15 protein-coding genes and 1 tRNA gene are annotated in these 16,717 nt (G+C 40.8%); 14 read left to right on the forward strand and 2 right to left on the reverse strand.

Annotated elements, in window-relative coordinates:
- Window positions 1-81 precede the first annotated feature (81 nt).
- The gene (locus NSS77_RS10485) at window positions 82-339 is read left to right on the forward strand and encodes an HPr family phosphocarrier protein (RefSeq protein ID WP_342468709.1); all 258 of its coding nucleotides are present in this window, start codon (window positions 82-84) and stop codon (window positions 337-339) included.
- 258 nt (window positions 340-597) lie between these two features.
- Here the strand turns inward: NSS77_RS10485 and clpP are convergent, their stop codons facing one another.
- Complete coding sequence (gene clpP, locus NSS77_RS10490) at window positions 598-1,188, reverse strand: ATP-dependent Clp endopeptidase proteolytic subunit ClpP (RefSeq protein ID WP_342468710.1); 591 nt, start codon at window positions 1,186-1,188, stop codon at window positions 598-600.
- A gap of 327 nt (window positions 1,189-1,515) precedes the next feature.
- Between clpP and NSS77_RS10495 the strand changes: the two genes are divergently transcribed.
- The 7 genes from NSS77_RS10495 to NSS77_RS10525 all read left to right on the forward strand — a co-directional run bounded on the left by NSS77_RS10495 (window position 1,516) and on the right by NSS77_RS10525 (window position 9,191).
- Window positions 1,516-1,587: transfer RNA gene (locus NSS77_RS10495), tRNA-Arg, on the forward strand.
- Between the two features lie 850 nt (window positions 1,588-2,437).
- Complete coding sequence (locus NSS77_RS10500; protein ID WP_342468711.1) at window positions 2,438-3,610, forward strand: ATP-grasp domain-containing protein; 1,173 nt, start codon at window positions 2,438-2,440, stop codon at window positions 3,608-3,610.
- 3 nt (window positions 3,611-3,613) lie between these two features.
- Window positions 3,614-5,332, forward strand: coding sequence for a methyl-accepting chemotaxis protein (locus NSS77_RS10505; protein WP_342468712.1), 1,719 nt, complete (start codon window positions 3,614-3,616; stop codon window positions 5,330-5,332).
- A 784-nt stretch (window positions 5,333-6,116) separates the two neighbouring features.
- Window positions 6,117-6,260, forward strand: coding sequence for a hypothetical protein (locus tag NSS77_RS10510; RefSeq protein WP_172597784.1), 144 nt, complete (start codon window positions 6,117-6,119; stop codon window positions 6,258-6,260).
- Window positions 6,261-6,937: 677 nt separating this feature from the next.
- Window positions 6,938-7,738 carry a basic amino acid ABC transporter substrate-binding protein gene (locus tag NSS77_RS10515; protein ID WP_342468713.1) on the forward strand — a complete coding sequence of 267 codons (801 nt, stop codon included), beginning with the start codon at window positions 6,938-6,940 and terminating at the stop codon, window positions 7,736-7,738.
- Window positions 7,739-7,758: 20 nt separating this feature from the next.
- Entirely contained in the window at window positions 7,759-8,472 is a 714-nt protein-coding gene (locus tag NSS77_RS10520) for an amino acid ABC transporter permease (protein WP_342468714.1), read from the forward strand.
- Window positions 8,469-9,191 (forward strand): amino acid ABC transporter ATP-binding protein, encoded by a 723-nt coding sequence (locus NSS77_RS10525; protein WP_342468715.1) that lies wholly within the window; start codon window positions 8,469-8,471, stop codon window positions 9,189-9,191. Before NSS77_RS10520 ends, NSS77_RS10525 begins: the two co-directional genes overlap by 4 nt.
- Window positions 9,192-9,283: 92 nt before the next feature.
- On the opposite strand, the gene NSS77_RS10530 is transcribed toward NSS77_RS10525, so the two are convergent.
- Window positions 9,284-9,901 carry a spore coat protein gene (locus NSS77_RS10530; RefSeq protein ID WP_342468716.1) on the reverse strand — a complete coding sequence of 206 codons (618 nt, stop codon included), beginning with the start codon at window positions 9,899-9,901 and terminating at the stop codon, window positions 9,284-9,286.
- A gap of 127 nt (window positions 9,902-10,028) precedes the next feature.
- Here NSS77_RS10530 and NSS77_RS10535 point away from each other — a divergent pair, with 127 nt between their 5' ends.
- The 6 genes from NSS77_RS10535 (at window position 10,029) to eno (ending at window position 16,450) form a co-directional block, all read left to right on the forward strand.
- Window positions 10,029-10,268, forward strand: coding sequence for a glutaredoxin family protein (locus tag NSS77_RS10535; protein WP_342468717.1), 240 nt, complete (start codon window positions 10,029-10,031; stop codon window positions 10,266-10,268).
- A 113-nt stretch (window positions 10,269-10,381) separates the two neighbouring features.
- Window positions 10,382-11,395 carry a type I glyceraldehyde-3-phosphate dehydrogenase gene (gap, locus tag NSS77_RS10540; protein WP_342468718.1) on the forward strand — a complete coding sequence of 338 codons (1,014 nt, stop codon included), beginning with the start codon at window positions 10,382-10,384 and terminating at the stop codon, window positions 11,393-11,395.
- A 236-nt stretch (window positions 11,396-11,631) separates the two neighbouring features.
- Window positions 11,632-12,816, forward strand: a complete 1,185-nt coding sequence (locus NSS77_RS10545) for a phosphoglycerate kinase (RefSeq protein ID WP_342468719.1) — start codon at window positions 11,632-11,634, stop codon at window positions 12,814-12,816.
- A 13-nt stretch (window positions 12,817-12,829) separates the two neighbouring features.
- Window positions 12,830-13,591 (forward strand): triose-phosphate isomerase, encoded by a 762-nt coding sequence (gene tpiA / locus NSS77_RS10550; protein ID WP_342468720.1) that lies wholly within the window; start codon window positions 12,830-12,832, stop codon window positions 13,589-13,591.
- The gene (gpmI, locus tag NSS77_RS10555) at window positions 13,584-15,110 is read left to right on the forward strand and encodes a 2,3-bisphosphoglycerate-independent phosphoglycerate mutase (RefSeq protein ID WP_342468721.1); all 1,527 of its coding nucleotides are present in this window, start codon (window positions 13,584-13,586) and stop codon (window positions 15,108-15,110) included. The genes tpiA and gpmI overlap by 8 nt, the downstream gene beginning before the upstream one ends.
- 47 nt (window positions 15,111-15,157) lie before the next feature.
- Window positions 15,158-16,450 (forward strand): phosphopyruvate hydratase, encoded by a 1,293-nt coding sequence (gene eno, locus NSS77_RS10560; RefSeq protein ID WP_342468722.1) that lies wholly within the window; start codon window positions 15,158-15,160, stop codon window positions 16,448-16,450.
- The last annotated feature ends 267 nt before the right edge of the window (window positions 16,451-16,717 follow it).

The following is a 16,717-nucleotide window of genomic DNA, read 5'->3' on the forward strand; positions in this document are numbered from 1 at the left end:
AATCGCATTGTTCTTTTCATATAATTTCGATAAGATAAATATAAAATGAGATGAACGGTTTAGAAAGGGTGTGGAAATAGAATGGTTGAAACCACAGTGGAGGTTAAGTTGAAAAACGGCTTGCAAGCTCGGCAAGCAGCATTATTTGTTCAAGAGGCAAACCGCTATAAATCCGATGTCTTTTTGCAAAAAGATGAGAAGAAAGTGAATGCAAAATCCATCATGGGAATCATGAGCTTGGCTATTGCAAGAGGGACATCGGTAACACTGATTGCAGAGGGCAATGATGAAAACGAGGCTATTGAAGGGTTATCATCATTTATTTCAAAAGAAGATTAATTTATTCATAATTTGAAAACGCTCGCAATTTTTCGAAGACTTTTTCGAGAATTGTGAGTTTTTTTATTTTCCGGCGCTTTAGAAGGGATCCATGCCGGGAAATCCTCCATTGCCTGATCGGGATATCCGCTAATCCTGTATAAGAATTCGCCATTCTTGAGCAAAAATCCTCTGGAATGGAGTACATAACCGCCAATGGAATTTGCCAAAATATAAAAAAGAGGTATCACCCGAATGGATGATACCTCTTTTCAAAAATTATTTTTCTTCGCTGGAAGAGATGATATGGTCGATCAAACCATAATCTTTGGCTTGTTGTGCGGTCATGAAGTTATCGCGGTCTGTATCTTGCGCGATTTTTTCGATTGGTTGGCCAGTATGATCAGCCAACAATTTGTTTAATTTGTCACGCAAGAAAAGAATGCGTTTTGCAGCAATTTCAATTTCAGTAGCTTGACCTTGGGCACCGCCTAGTGGTTGGTGAATCATCACTTCCGCGTTTGGCAATGCATAACGTTTTCCTTTTGCGCCTGCTGAAAGGAGGAAAGCACCCATCGATGCCGCCATACCGATACAGATTGTTTGTACATCCGGTTTAATGTATTGCATTGTGTCGTAGATGGCCATACCTGCAGTGATGGATCCACCTGGTGAGTTGATGTACAATGAAATATCTTTATCAGGATCTTCCGCAGTTAAGAACAATAATTGTGCTACAATAGAGTTTGCAACGTTATCATCAATTGGGCTGCCAAGTAAAATAATGCGGTCTTTCAATAAGCGGGAATAGATGTCATAAGCGCGCTCACCACGGCTTGTTTGTTCAATGACTGTAGGAACTAAATTCATTTTATGTCCTCCTTAAGCAATAATTGTTATTATGTTTCTACGTACCGAAACAGAAATAGTTTCAGCTTGTATGTTTATCATACACATAATAGTCAATAATGGTCAAATATTAAGTACAGCAATTCATGGAATTTACAAATATCCAGTTTCCTTTGCAATAAATAATTATTTCGTGTTTTAATGGTTGAATTGTTTGGCAGTCCTGTGTATAATATTAGAGTCGTAAGTAATCATATAATAAAACTGTGTTGCATATGTATTATTATATGAAAAATGATTAAAATTATGCAAATAATGGCAATACGTTCAATTTTTGTTGATTAATATGCCCTCGTGGTGTAATGGATAACACTCAAGATTCCGGTTCTTGCACTGGGGGTTCGATTCCCTCCGAGGGCGCTACAAAACATTAAATTCCTTGATACGACTGCTTTTGCAGTCGTTTTTCATTTTTTCGGGGACCTGAAAAAATGTTGCCCGGTTATTTTCATAGTAGTGTCACTTCATTGCGTGTCCCGGGATTTTTTTTGTCCTTTTGTATTTGAAATCCAAGCAATCCCATGTCAGTCCCAGTTCGGAGGACGTGCACCTTGGCAATCGCAACTAAAATGATGGGTCGGGAAAATATTTTGATTTCAGGTTTTTTTGATTTCATCCATCCATTTTAACCCCATCCAAGTTCAAGGGTTTTAATTCCCCGATTTTGCATCCATTTCCCCTTTGTTCATCCCAATGATCCGTCTTTGCTCGCATCCTGGAGGCACGATATACATGTGTCTTTTCCGGATCTTCGCAGTTGAGTGGTTTTACAAGTTCCACTTTCCATTTCATTTTGCAAATCTTCCATTTTCAAAAAACAGAAACGGCAGTGGGTCATGATAGTCAACAATTTATGAAGGAAACTAATTAGTCAATATTCTTTATTTTCCAATAAATAAGGAAATTACCTAAAAAGGAAAAAACATTTAAAATGCTAAAATTCTTCATCATTTTGACGATAAGATAAAGGGCCCATTCATCGAAAAAAAGAACGAGAATAATGTCGCGACTTTTCATCAGCGGTAGTAGGTCTTATTTCGTTTGATTCCAGCGACAGCTGTGGTTCAGCAATTGGATTGATTAGATGCCATATTGAATGTATACGGAACGAGAGGTAAAAGAGCGGACTGTCCATTTTATCTTATTTTTTCGTTAAAACATTTCAAATTTATGGAAAAGCAGAATCTCAACTTTAGGAAGGTGATTCAACATGATTCTCCTTGACGATCAAATCATTTCTCCTATTCTGGTCAAATCGTTGCAAGAACTGGATGTGCCAGTTTTCAAACAAAGTAACCGCCCGGAAATGCCGGATGCGCTACAGATAATGGATGCTGAGGGTTTTTTCTCTACCATCGATGAACATCAAAAGTTATTGACAAATTCGGAAAGCTGCTTGGCATTGCTTGAATCTTATGCTCCAAACATTGTTCAAAATCGTTGGGCAAAACAATTGAAAGATAAAGGAATGTTCCGTCAACTCCTTACTAAAATGTACCCTGATTATTTTTATAAGGTGGTAAACCTGGAGGAGCTTTATAAAATTCCGGTGGAGGAAATCCCTTTTCCCGTTGTAATTAAGCCGAGCAAAGGATATTCAAGCGTTGGAGTCTATAAAGTAAAAAGCGCGGAAGAATGGCGGGAAGCCTTACATAAGTTAAGTGTGGATATGCTTTTTATAAAAAACATGTATGACAATGAAGTGATTAACGGAGAGAGTATATTAATTGAACAATGGGTATTTGGAGAAGAATATGCTGTTGACAGTTATTATGATCAAGATGGCAATCCTGTGATTTTAAATATTTTTAAGCATGTGTTCAAAGACGAATATGATACGTCGGATCGAATCTACTATACGTCCAAACAAGTGATCGAAGAAATCTATGATGACCTGTTGACTTTTATGCATAAGTTTAGAGAAATCGTTCCGTTAAAAAATTTTCCGCTTCACTTTGAAGTGAGAAAACATAATCAAACGATTATTCCGATTGAAATGAATCCGCTCAGATTTGCCGGGGCCGGAACGACGGATCTCGGCTATCATGCTTATGGCTGCAATGTGTATAAACATTATTTTCAAGGAACCAGCCCGGACTGGGAAGCGGTGCTCCGCCAGATGGACCAAAGTTTGTACGGTTTCTTCTGTGCGGAAATTCCGATGGATCTTTCACAAAATCTGATAAAATCCATTGATCATCAGTCATTCAAAGAACAATTCAACCAGATTTTGGAATACCGAGAAATCCAAGCAACCAATGACAGAATGTTTGCCGTTGTGTTTTTCAAAAACGAAAAAATGGAAGAGCTTTATCAATTACTGCAAATGGATTTACGGCCATTTATTGCATTAAAGGAAATGGAGCATTCGAGGGAGAGATAAGGAATGAGAAATATAACTCGGAAGAAATCGATAAAAACCCAATTAATTGTCAGTTTCTTATTTTCGTTTCTTATATTTTCAATGATTCTTTTCGGGTTTGTTAAATATGTATCAGATTACATTATTCAAGAACATGTGATTCCACAATTTGATGAACTGTTAAAAGAAAATGGGCAATTATTGGCACAGTCGATTGATCCGGATTTAATCAAGAATACGATGGAATCCCCGGAAAAATACGGGATGCAGCTGAAGCGGAAATTAGATTCATTTTTTGAAGGGAAAAAGGGAATCGAATATGTATATGTATTGTCCAGAAAAAATGGAAAGGATGTCATTGTCGCTTTAAATGACAGTGACGATTTTATGGTTGAGTCTCCGTTTACGGGGGATCAAAAAACATCCTTTGAAGAAAAAGAGACGGTTCTGAGTCCGATTTACAGAGATAAATGGGGCGTTCATAAATCATTTTTCCTTCCTTTAGAGGATGATGGTGTGGAAGCCATTTTCGGAATCGATATGAGCGCGAAATTTATCGACCAGTTGGAAAATCGGATATTGACGATTTCAATAATTGTAACAGCTGTGATGATTATTATTGGAATCTTATTGGCTTTATTTATTGGAAATCGGATTTCTAAACCGCTTAATAGTTTGGTGCAATATGCGAAAACCTTTTCTACCGGAGATCTTAGCCAATCGATAAATATTAATCGCCAAGATGAAATAGGAATTTTGGCAAACAGCTTTGAAGAAATGAGAAAAAATTTGAGTGACATCATAGATAATGTAAAAGAGAAATCGGAAGGAATCCATCTTACCAGTCAAACTCTATTGGAGTCCTTTGAAGAATTGGATCAGGCTTCTAAGCAGATTGCGACAAGTACAGATGAAGAGGCGAAAGGGGCCGAAGAAAGAGCCAACCATATTGAACGGATTTCCAATATGATATCGGAAATATCCTCATCGATATCCAATGTAGATGAACAAACGAAGGTGATTAAAAACCTGACGGATCAAACGAGTCAGCAAGCGGAAAAAGGAAATGTCCAAGTTGAAATCATCACCGAACAAATGAACAAAATCAAACAAAATGGCATGGTAAGTAAAGAGAACTTGTCTAATCTGGGGAAAAAATTAGAACATATTAATGAAATTATTAAGATTATCCAGGAAATTTCATCACAAATCCATCTTCTTTCTTTAAATGCATCCATTGAAGCGGCACGTGCCGGAGAGGCGGGCAAAGGATTTTCGGTGGTTGCCCAGGAAGTCCAAAAACTTGCTAATCAAACGGATGGATCGATCAAAACCATATCGAAAGCGATCGTTGAAATTAATGAACAGGCGAATCTCGTGCTGAATTTGAACCAGCAAGATTATGAAGATATTGTAAAAGGTGTTGAGATTGTCGAGGATAATGGGCGATTATTCAATTCAATCTTTGAGTCAGTGGAGCAATTGGCAAAAGGAATTGATACGATAGTGAAAAGTACGGAAGATTTGGATCAAGCATCCGACAAAATTTTAATGTCCATTCAAGAAATTTCGGCCATTTCAGAACAGGGAGTGGCTGCGACTCAGGAAATTTCCGCTTCTGCCATCCAACAAAACAGCACGATCGAGTACTTGAAAGAACAAAATGCGGATTTAAAACTGTTGGCTGACAATCTTCAAGATATGATTAAGCGATTCAAGACAAGTGAAATGGAAACAAACTAAAATGAAATTTTATCAGAGGCCATGTAGCGGTGGAGATGCGCGTACTTCTGTTTGACTGGCTTGGCGTGGGTGGCCGCCAGTGATGGACAACAATCGAAGCCGGAAAACAATAGCAGGACAAGAACAGAAAAAATACTACTGATGATGTAAAAGTATTTTGAGGATGAATTTGGGCACGACATGACATTTGCGAAAAAAACATTTGATCATTCCAACTGTAGCTGTTTTTCCAAAAGAACAGGACCATAAAGCCTACCAGTTTCTGTAAGCTTTATTGTGATTGTGCTAAAAGAAGAGGCTGGGACAAAACCCACCTCTAAACAAAAAACCGTAGACACTAAAAAATGTCTGCGGTTTTTTTAGTGCGCCTGGCATGGGTGTAATCTATAGGGTGTAAGTCCCGAACTGTGAAGGCAGAAGTAACAGTTAGCTTAACGCAAGGGTGTCCGTGGTGACGCGGAATCTGAAGGAAGCGAGCGGCAAACTTCCGGTCTGAGGAACACGAACTTCATATAAGGCTAGGTATCATTGGATGAGTTTGCTAAACAAAACAAAGTCCTTTCTGCCAAAGGTGGTACAGAGTAAATGAAGCAGATAGATGGAAGGAAAGATTACATTCTTACCCGGGGAGGTCTGGCGGATATGTGAAATACTCTTCGTAACCTACTTAGTGATCAGTAGCTGAACCGTCAGAAGTCAGCAGAGGTCATAGTATTAGTTGGTTTAGAACTACTAAGAAGGACTGAACAATTAAGAGAGAATAGCCCTTGGCATTCAGTGAGTCATGATGAACACAGAAAACGTAGTACCTCACTTGAGGAAGGAAGCGGTGAATCCCGTGGGAGACCTCTTGGAGGGTGGAGTGACCACTGGCATAAAGAGAACAGCTATTCACGGAAGTTATGAAAACTTGCGTCAATTATCTTAATTGAACCGCCGTATACGGAACTGTACGTACGGTGGTGTGAGAGGACGGGAGTTAATCGCTCCCTCCTACTCGATTGCATCAAAAAAGGACACCTTTCTGATAAAATTTAAGTATCCTACCCCAAAAATTTTAATCGAAAGAAGTGTCCTTATGAAAGGTGAAGCATTGCATATGTTGCTTGTGGACTTGCGCAAAGTTTTTTAAGAACCTAATCAATTGAATTGTTGGGAAATTCATTTTTTGATTCTCAATTATTTTCTATAAAAAATTTTTGGGAATGAACGGAACGGGAATGAATTAAAATATAAAATATACATTTCCAAGTCATCGGGCAAATTTGCCGGGGCTGAAATTTTTGGGGCTCTAAAAAATTTTTTATGGCGCCGAATGATAAAAAAGTGGGGGAGGGTCTTCCCCACTCCAAACGGGTATGATATTTTTGTGATATTTTTTATGAATATTTGGTGGCCTCATTTAACAAATAACCATTTTTATCCATAAATGTAAGCCCTTTCTTTTTGAGGGAATTTACTGAATATTATATTATTTTATCGTGTAATCAATTTATTTGTTGTATAAATATTAGACGATTTATATAATTAAACATATCAGTGTCACATAATCATTTTTTTGTTGCTGCTGATGAAACGAGATAATGACCAAAGGAGGATAACGAGATGGTAAAAAGAAATCATGTATTTTTATTAATGTTGCTGATGGCGTTTGCTTTTGTATTGGCAGCCTGTGGAGCGGGAGACGAGAAATCTTCAGGTAATTCTGATAGTGGAGAATCCGGTTTGAAAGACAAAAAAATATTGGTGGGTACAGAAGCGACTTTCGCTCCTTTCGAATATATGGATGATAAAGGAAATATTGTAGGAATCGACAAAGATATTATTGATGCCATTTTCAATGAACTCGGCATGGATTATGAAATGCGCCATGTTGGTTGGGAAGCGGTATTCCAACAAGTGCAAAACGGCGAACTTGATATGGGTGCTTCCGGAATTACGATTACCAAAGAACGGAAAGAAACTTTCGACTTTACTGAACCATATTTCGAAGCGACACAAGTGATTGTGGTTACGGAAGATTCACCGATTGAATCGGCGAAAGATTTAGAAGGTAAAAAAGTTTCTGTACAAATCAACTCTACAGGCCATCAGGCGGCGAAAAAGCTATTAGGCGAAACGAACCCAAATATTTTAGCGTATGAAAACCTTCCATTAGCCATCCAAGAAGTAATTAATGGAACGGCTCAAGCAGCAATTGGTGATAACGCGGTAGTTTATGAATATTTAAAAAATAATCCGAATGCAAAATTAAAAGTCATCGAAGACGATGCGTTTGAAAAAGAATATTATGGTTTAATGGTGAAAAAAGGCAACAAAGAATTGCTTGATTTACTAAATGAAGGCTTACAAAAAATCAAAGAAAACGGTAAGTTGGCAGAAATTACAGGACAAGAACTTGAATAACAGTTTAGGGGGTGTTTCAGATGGAAATCCTGGATTTTCGCTGGGATATAATCTGGAACTACCGTGATTATTTCATACGGGGTATTTGGGTAACGTTGGCATTGACACTTTGTGGGTTTTTCGGAGGATTCATCTTTGGAGTTTTTCTTGGTCTCGGGAAAAACTCCAAAAGAAAATGGCTTTATTGGCCATGTAAGTTGTATATCGATTTATTCCGTGGAACCCCCCTCCTTGTTCAAATATTTATTATTCACTTGGCGGTGATTCCATCCATTTTTGGACATTCACTCGGATTTATGGTTTCCGGTATCGCCGCGCTTATATTGAATTGCGCGGCCTATGTAGCCGAAATTATTCGTGCCGGGATTCAATCCATTGATAAAGGCCAAATGGAAGCGGCAAGGTCCCTCGGTTTAAATCAATTCCAAGCGATGCGGAAAGTGATTCTGCCCCAAGCCTTTCGCAGAATGATTCCCCCTCTTGGAAATGAATTTATTACTCTCTTAAAAGATTCATCCTTGGTGACGGTGATTGCCGCCAATGATATTTTGTATGCGGCGAAAGTCGTTTCGGGAACGTATTTCCGTTTCTGGGAGCCATATCTCGCTGCGGCGGCTCTTTATTTAATCCTGACATTTATTGTATCGAAAATTGTTTCATTTATCGAAAAACGGTTCAGCATCGAATACAATCCGCGCAAAAATAAAAATGACGAAGGGCGGGTTGTTGCATGATCAAAATCGAAAATCTCCATAAAAACTTCGGTAATTTGCATGTTTTGAACGGTATCGATTATGAAATTCACGAAAAAGAAGTCGTTTGTGTGATTGGTCCTTCCGGTTCCGGAAAAAGTACATTTTTGCGCTGCATCAATCTTTTGGAAGAAATCTCAGATGGCGCAATTTATATCGACGGTGTGAAAGTGAATGATCCCAAAACGGATATCAACAAAATCCGTACAGAAGTGGGAATGGTGTTTCAACAATTCAACCTATTCCCGCATATGACCGTATTGGATAATATTACGATGGCACCGATGCTCATCCGGAAAATGAACAAAAAAGAGGCGGAGGCATTGGCCTTTGAATTGCTTCAAAAAGTCGGGCTTCGTGAAAAAGCTCACAATTATCCTCAGCAATTGTCCGGCGGTCAACAGCAACGGGTGGCCATTGCAAGAGCCCTTGCGATGAAACCGAAAGTCATGCTGTTTGATGAACCGACGTCCGCCCTTGACCCGGAAATGGTCAATGAAGTGTTGGACGTTATCAAGCAACTGGCTATAGAAGGTATGACGATGGTTGTCGTAACCCATGAAATGGGGTTTGCCCGTGAAGTGGCTGATCGGGTCATCTTTATGGACGGTGGAGTCATTGTGGAAGAAGGACCACCGGAACAGGTTTTTGGAAACCCGAAACACGAACGGACAAAAGCATTTTTAAGCAAAGTTTTATAATCATGAAAAAAAGGACATCCCTTCACGCGAAGAGATGTCCTTTTTCCTGTGGTTTAAAAGACGAAACTGAGCCGGGAGAGCCCTCCGCCTGATCAGTTCGGCATATCTTTTGCTTTTTCTGCTTGGCCGTACATATTTAACATTGTTTGCATATCTTGAGTTGAAAGCTGTGGAACTTGGTAATATCCTTTTTTGTTTTGGTAAAGGGACAATTCGTATGCCATTTCAATGCAGTTTGGAACGGAGTCTTGCAATACGCGGCGCACGACAGGGTTCGTCGCTTCCAAAGCGGCAGCCGTTTTTCCTGTTGCCAACACTTTATGCTGGCTTAACAAAAAGCTGGAGATGATGCCATCATCAATTTGGTTGGAAGCTGTGATCGGTTTTTTAGGCTGGGATGGCGTCAAGCCGTATTTTGAGTCATTGCCGATTTGCATGTTGTATTTGCGCGTAGGATGGCTTGGGTCTTGGCCGGTTTTAAAAGCTTCCAACGTGATATTGTATTCATCGAGCATAAATGCATATTGTCTGTCTAAAATATTGAGCAATTCAGGGTCTTGAACATGTGGACGCAAGATGACAAACGTGTTCAACGCACCAATGGAAGAACTTAATACTTCATGAACGTCTAATACCTCATGGGCGCCGTGATTCATGGACATGGGAATGTTTTCAGAAGTTCGTTGTTGGTTGATGAATTGATTTTCCATCGAATGTGTCTCCTCCTTTAATTTATTCTGTACACTCGTACATCACTATTTTGGCTACAAAATCATTTGATTATTCAAAACAGATTTGGGATAGTGAAAACAGAGAATGAAGAAAAGGGGGAGAAAATTGAAAGTTCGTTTCTTTAGCAGACCGAATTGTGCACTCTGTGAGGAAGGATTGACTATTTTAAAACTTGTCCAAGAAGATGCCGGTTTTGAAATCGAAATCATCAACATTGAAGAAGATGACGAAATCCATGAAAAATACATGCTGATGATTCCGGTTGTGGAGAAAGACGGAGAGATTATCCAGTATGGCCAATTAGATTACGTCACTTTATATGAAGCCTTCATGAATAAATCATAATTGATTTAGAAAATCATTATATTTGAATAAAAACATTTGTCACGGGAGAAGGGTTTATAAACGCTTGTTTTGAGGCAAAATGGTTGGAAAACGGCATAATGGAGGATACAGCAATGACAATTAAATTGGCGATTAATGGGTTTGGACGTATCGGACGTTTAGTGTTTCGCGAGGCGATGAAAACGGATCGTTTTGAAGTGGTTGCCGTCAATGATTTGGCGGATGCCAGCCAATTGGCCCATCTGTTAAAGTATGATTCCGTACATGGAATTTATGAAGCGGAAGTGCATCATGAAGAAAATGGGTTAATCGTCAATGGGAATCGAATACAAGTGCTTTCCGAGAAGGACCCTGAAAAATTGCCATGGGATAAATTGAATGTAGATATCGTTCTGGAATGCACAGGGTTATTCCGCACGTTGGAGTCCGTTTCCAAACACTTGGCTGCCGGCGCGAAGAAAGCGATTTTATCCGCTCCCGAAAAAGGGGATATGCCCACTTTTGTGATGGGGGTCAATCATGATCAATATAATCCGAAACAGCATCATGTGGTATCCAATGCATCCTGCACAACGAATTGTTTGGCGCCGGTAGCGAAAGTGCTTGATGAAAAATTTGGGATTCTTCGCGGCTTGATGACCACGATCCATTCCTATACAAATGATCAACGGCTATTGGATTTGCCTCATAAAGATGCGAGACGATCCCGTGCAGCCAATCTTTCCATGATTCCAACCACAACCGGGGCGGCCACGGCCGTTGCCAAAGTATTGCCGCAACTAAGAGGAAAATTGGACGGCTTTGCCATGCGTGTGCCGACGCCAAATGTATCCTGTGTGGATTTGGTGGCGGAACTCAAAACGAATGTGACCGCCGATATGGTCAACGCCGCTTTTCAAGAAGCTGCCAATGGAGAATTGAAAGGGATTTTGGATTACAGCGATTTGCCTCTCGTTTCCATCGACTACAATGGAAATCCCCATTCAGCGATTGTTGACGGCCTTTCAACGATGGTCTTGGATGAAAAGCTGATCAAAGTCGTTGCCTGGTATGATAATGAAGTGGGCTATTCCGCCCGGTTGATCGATTTGGCTTCATTCATGGCGGAACAAGGATTGGAGCAATAATCATTGTGTCATATTTCATTTTACAAATTATAAAAAGTGTAACATAATTATGATTTTCTGGTGAAAAAGTATAGCCTAAATAATGAGAACGATTTATAATAATGTAGGGTTAAAAGGAGTGGTGGAGGTAGCCCATCGCTTCTTCTTTTTTGCTAGTATAAAAACAGAAGTATGAATTTTTTACAGAATATTGTCGCTAGGAAGAATGACGACGGTATAACATAGGAGGTTACTTCATGTTTCTGAAAAAGACGATGAACGATGTGGACGTACAAGGGAAGAGAGTTTTTGTACGTGTGGATTTTAACGTGCCGATGGAAAACGGTGTCGTAGTAGATGACACAAGAATCCGGGCAGCGATTCCGACAATCCAGCAATTATCGGAAAAAGGGGCAAAAGTGATTTTGGCATCCCACTTAGGCCGTCCAAAAGGCAAAGTGAGAGATGACATGCGCTTGACAGCTGTAGGTGAACGTCTTTCCAAACTGATCAACAAACCGGTAAAAAAATTGGATGATTCAGTGGGCGCCGCAGTTGAAAAAGCTGTAAAAGAAATGAAAAATGGGGAAATCGTTTTACTTGAAAATGTCCGTTTCCATAAAGGTGAAGAAAAGAACGATGAGGAGTTGGCAAAACAATTTGCCAAATTGGCGGATCTATATGTGAACGACGCATTCGGTGCGGCTCATCGTGCGCACGCTTCTACGGAAGGGATTGCAAAATACATTCCGGCGGTGTCCGGTTTATTAATGGAAAAAGAATTGGAAGTATTGGGGAAAGCTTTGACAAATCCTGACCGTCCGTTCACAGCCATCATCGGCGGTGCAAAAGTGAAAGATAAAATCGGTGTCATTGAAAACCTGCTCGATAAAGTGGACAACTTGATTATCGGCGGCGGTCTTTCCTTTACATTCGTAAAAGCGCAAGGGTACGAAATTGGAAAATCTTTAGTAGAAGAGGATAAAATAGAATTAGCCCGCAACTTCATTGAAAAAGCGAAAGAAAAAGGCGTGAACTTGTATATGCCGATCGATGCGGTTGTGGCGAAAGAACTTTCTCCGGAAGCGGAAGCCAAAGTGGTGGACATTGATAAAATTCCGGCAGACTATATGGGACTTGACATTGGTCCAAAAACCGCTGATAAATATGCGGAAGTGATCAAAAATTCAAAATTGATCATTTGGAACGGACCAATGGGCGTGTTCGAAATCGACCAGTTCGCAAACGGAACAAGAAAAATTGCAGAAGCAATGGCTGAAACAGAAGGTTATACTATTATTGGAGGCGGCGATTCTGCTGCAGCGGTTGAAAAATTCGGTTTGGCGGACAAAATGGATCACATTTCGACAGGCGGAGGAGCTTCACTGGAGTTGATGGAAGGCAAAAACTTGCCTGGTATTGCGGCGTTGAACGACAAATAAGGAGAGAAATTGAATGCGTAAACCAATCATAGCTGCGAATTGGAAAATGTATAAAACGTTTGATGAAGCAGTGGATTTTGTGGAAGCAATCAAAGACAAAATCCCTTCTGCGGAAAAGGTCGATGCGGTTGTATGTGCCCCTGCTTTGTATCTGCCGACGTTGGTGGACTTGGCAAAAGATACAGAATTGGCAATCGGTGCACAAAACATGCATTATGAAGAAGAAGGGGCTTTTACAGGCGAAATCAGCCCGAAAATGCTCGAAGCGATTCAAGTGGACTATGTGATTATTGGGCATTCAGAACGCCGTGAATACTTCAATGAAACCGATGAAGCGGTGAACAAAAAAGTGAAAGCGGCTTTATCCCACGGAATTGTACCGATTGTTTGCTGTGGCGAAACATTGGAAGAACGGGAAGCCGGCCACACGGAAGAAAAAGTGGCGAATCAAGTGAAAGAAGCTTTAGCTGGATTAACGGAAGAAGAAGTGCAGCATATCGTGATCGCCTATGAACCAATTTGGGCAATTGGGACCGGGAAAACGGCTACTGCGGATGATGCGAATGCGGTCTGCGGCCATATCCGGAAAGTGGTGGAAGAACTATACGGAAAAGCGGCTGCTGAAAATATTCGCATTCAATATGGCGGCAGCGTAAAACCGGAAAATATTGAAGAATTATTGTCGAAAGAGCATATCGACGGCGCACTTGTCGGCGGTGCAAGCTTGCAAGTGGAATCTTATCTTAAATTATTGGAGGCGGGGGCAAATGCCTAGAAAGCCAGTTGCGTTAATTATCTTAGATGGCTTTGCATTACGTGATGAAACCTTTGGAAATGCAGTAGCACAAAGCAAAAAACCAAATTTTGACCGTTATTGGGAAACATATCCCCATGCGACACTTACTGCCTTTGGAGAAGCAGTAGGTCTCCCAGAAGGTCAAATGGGCAATTCTGAAGTAGGACATTTAAATATCGGTGCAGGACGCATTGTTTATCAAAGTTTGACACGAATCAATAAATCCATTCGTGAAGGACAATTTTTTGAAAACGAAAAATTGTTGGCGGCAATGGAGCATGTTAAGAAACACGGCTCCAAACTCCACATTATGGGATTATTATCTGACGGTGGGGTACATAGTCACTATAATCACTTATTTGCATTGTTGAAAATGGCGAAAGAAAACGGGCTTGACGAAGTGTATGTCCATGGATTTTTGGATGGACGCGACGTAGGTCCAAAAACAGCCCTTGGATATATCGAAGAAACAGAAAAACAAATGAAGGAAATCGGCGTAGGAAAATTCGCTTCCATTCATGGACGTTACTATGCAATGGACCGCGACAAACGTTGGAATCGGGTGGAACTCTCCTACAAAGCATTGGTGGATGGAGAAGGCAAAACGGCTCCAAACGCAAAAGCGGGTGTGGAAAAATCCTACAGCAACGATGTAACCGATGAATTCGTGATTCCATTTGTCATCATGGAAGATGGACAGCCGGTGGCAACGATCGATACAAACGATGCGGTGATTCATTTCAACTTCCGTCCGGACCGGGCAATCCAGCTTTCCATGGTCTTTACAAACGATAAATTTGATGCATTTACTTTATCCGATAAACACCCTCAAAACTTAAAATTCGTCACATTTACCGAATACAGCGATGAAGTATTTGCAGATGTGGTGTTTGAAAATGAAGATTTAGTGAATACAGTGGGGGAAGTGATCTCCAAACACGGCTTGACGCAACTCCGCATTGCGGAAACCGAAAAATATCCGCATGTGACGTATTTCATGAGCGGCGGCCGTGAAGAGAAATTCCCTGGCGAAGAAAGAATTTTGATTGCATCACCAAAAGTGGCCACTTATGACTTGAAACCGGAAATGAGCGCTTATGAAGTGACAGATGCGCTACTTACAGAATTGGAAGCCGATAAATTCGATGCGATCATTTTAAACTTCGCCAATCCGGATATGGTGGGCCACAGCGGCATGCTTGAGCCGACAATCAAAGCGATTGAAGCGGTGGATGAATGCTTGGGCCGTGTTGTGGATAAAATTTTGGAACTTGGCGGAGCGGCCATCATCACAGCAGACCATGGCAATTCCGATGAAGTGCTGACTTTGGAAGGCAAACCAATGACGGCCCATACAACAAATCCAGTGCCGGTCATAGTGACAAAACAAGGAATTACATTGAGAGAAAATGGAATTTTAGCTGATTTGGCACCAACCATGTTAAAATTATTAAATATTGAACAGCCTGAAGAAATGACAGGACAACCACTATTCTAATAATGGAAAAAGCATCTTAAAAAAATTTAATATAGAGGAGAATGGATATGCCATTTATTACACAAGTATATGCACGCGAAGTATTGGACTCTCGCGGTAACCCAACAGTAGAAGTGGAAGTTTTCACTGAATCCGGTGCCTTTGGACGGGCCATCGTTCCATCCGGTGCATCCACTGGTGAATATGAAGCAGTGGAATTGCGCGATGGCGACAAATCCCGCTTCTTAGGCAAAGGGGTACTGAAAGCGGTAGAAAACGTCAATACCATCATTGCGGATGCATTGGAAGGCAACTATTCCGTGTTGGATCAAGTGGAAATCGATAACGCATTGATTGAACTTGACGGCACTGAAAATAAAGGCAAGCTTGGCGCCAACGCGATTTTAGGCGTTTCCCTTGCTTGCGCACATGCTGCAGCAAATTACTTGGATATTCCTTTATATCAGTATCTTGGCGGCGTAAACGCAAAACAATTGCCTGTTCCAATGATGAACATTTTAAACGGCGGTGCACATGCGGATAACAACGTGGACATCCAAGAATTCATGATCATGCCTGTAGGAGCAGAATCTTTCCGTCATGCATTGCGCATGGGGGCAGAAATCTTCCATAATTTAAAAGCGGTATTGAAAGAAAAAGGCTACAACACAGCTGTTGGTGACGAAGGTGGTTTCGCGCCAAACTTAAAATCCAATGAAGAAGCGATCCAAGTGATTTTGGAAGCGATCGAACGCGCTGGATACAAACCAGGCGAAGAAGTGCGGCTTGCATTGGACGTTGCATCTTCTGAACTATATAACAAAGAAGATGGCAAATATCATCTTGCTGGTGAAGGCGTAGTAAAAACTTCTGAAGAAATGGTGGATTGGTACGAAGAATTAACTTCAAAATACCCAATCATTTCTATTGAAGACGGCTTGGATGAAAACGACTGGGAAGGCCATAAATTATTGACTGAGCGCATCGGCCATCGCGTGCAGCTTGTAGGTGACGACTTGTTCGTAACAAATACAAAACGACTTGCCCGCGGTATCGAACAAGGTGTAGGCAATGCCATCTTAATTAAAGTGAACCAAATCGGTACATTAACTGAAACTCTTGATGCGATTGAAATGGCAAAACGCGCCGGCTACACAGCCATCATTTCCCATCGCTCCGGCGAATCTGAAGACTCAACAATTGCGGATATTGCCGTAGCCACAAACGCTGGCCAAATCAAAACAGGCGCTCCTTCCCGCACAGACCGCGTCGCAAAATACAACCAATTATTGCGCATTGAAGACCAACTCGGCTCAACTGCTCAATATCTTGGAATTAAGTCTTTCTATAATTTGAAATAATTGAAGATGCCCAATTCCCTACTCGTGGGGATTGGGCTTTATTTTTTGAGAAATCTTCAAGGGGAATTCGATAATGCAAAAATGAACTGCTGGGAAAGGAAGAAATCCGCCGAAATTCGAAGGAAATTCGCCATTTTGAATCAAGAATCCGCCAATGCGAAAAAATAGGTCACTGTGAAGTAAGAAATCCGCCAAAAATGAAGAGAAATCCGCCGCTCTGAATCAAAAATCCGCCAAAGCAAGGAAGAAATCCGCCAACGCGAAAAA

The sequence above is a fragment of the Ureibacillus sp. FSL K6-3587 genome (assembly GCF_038593165.1).
GTDB classification, from domain to species: Bacteria; Bacillota; Bacilli; order Bacillales_A; family Planococcaceae; genus Ureibacillus; species Ureibacillus suwonensis.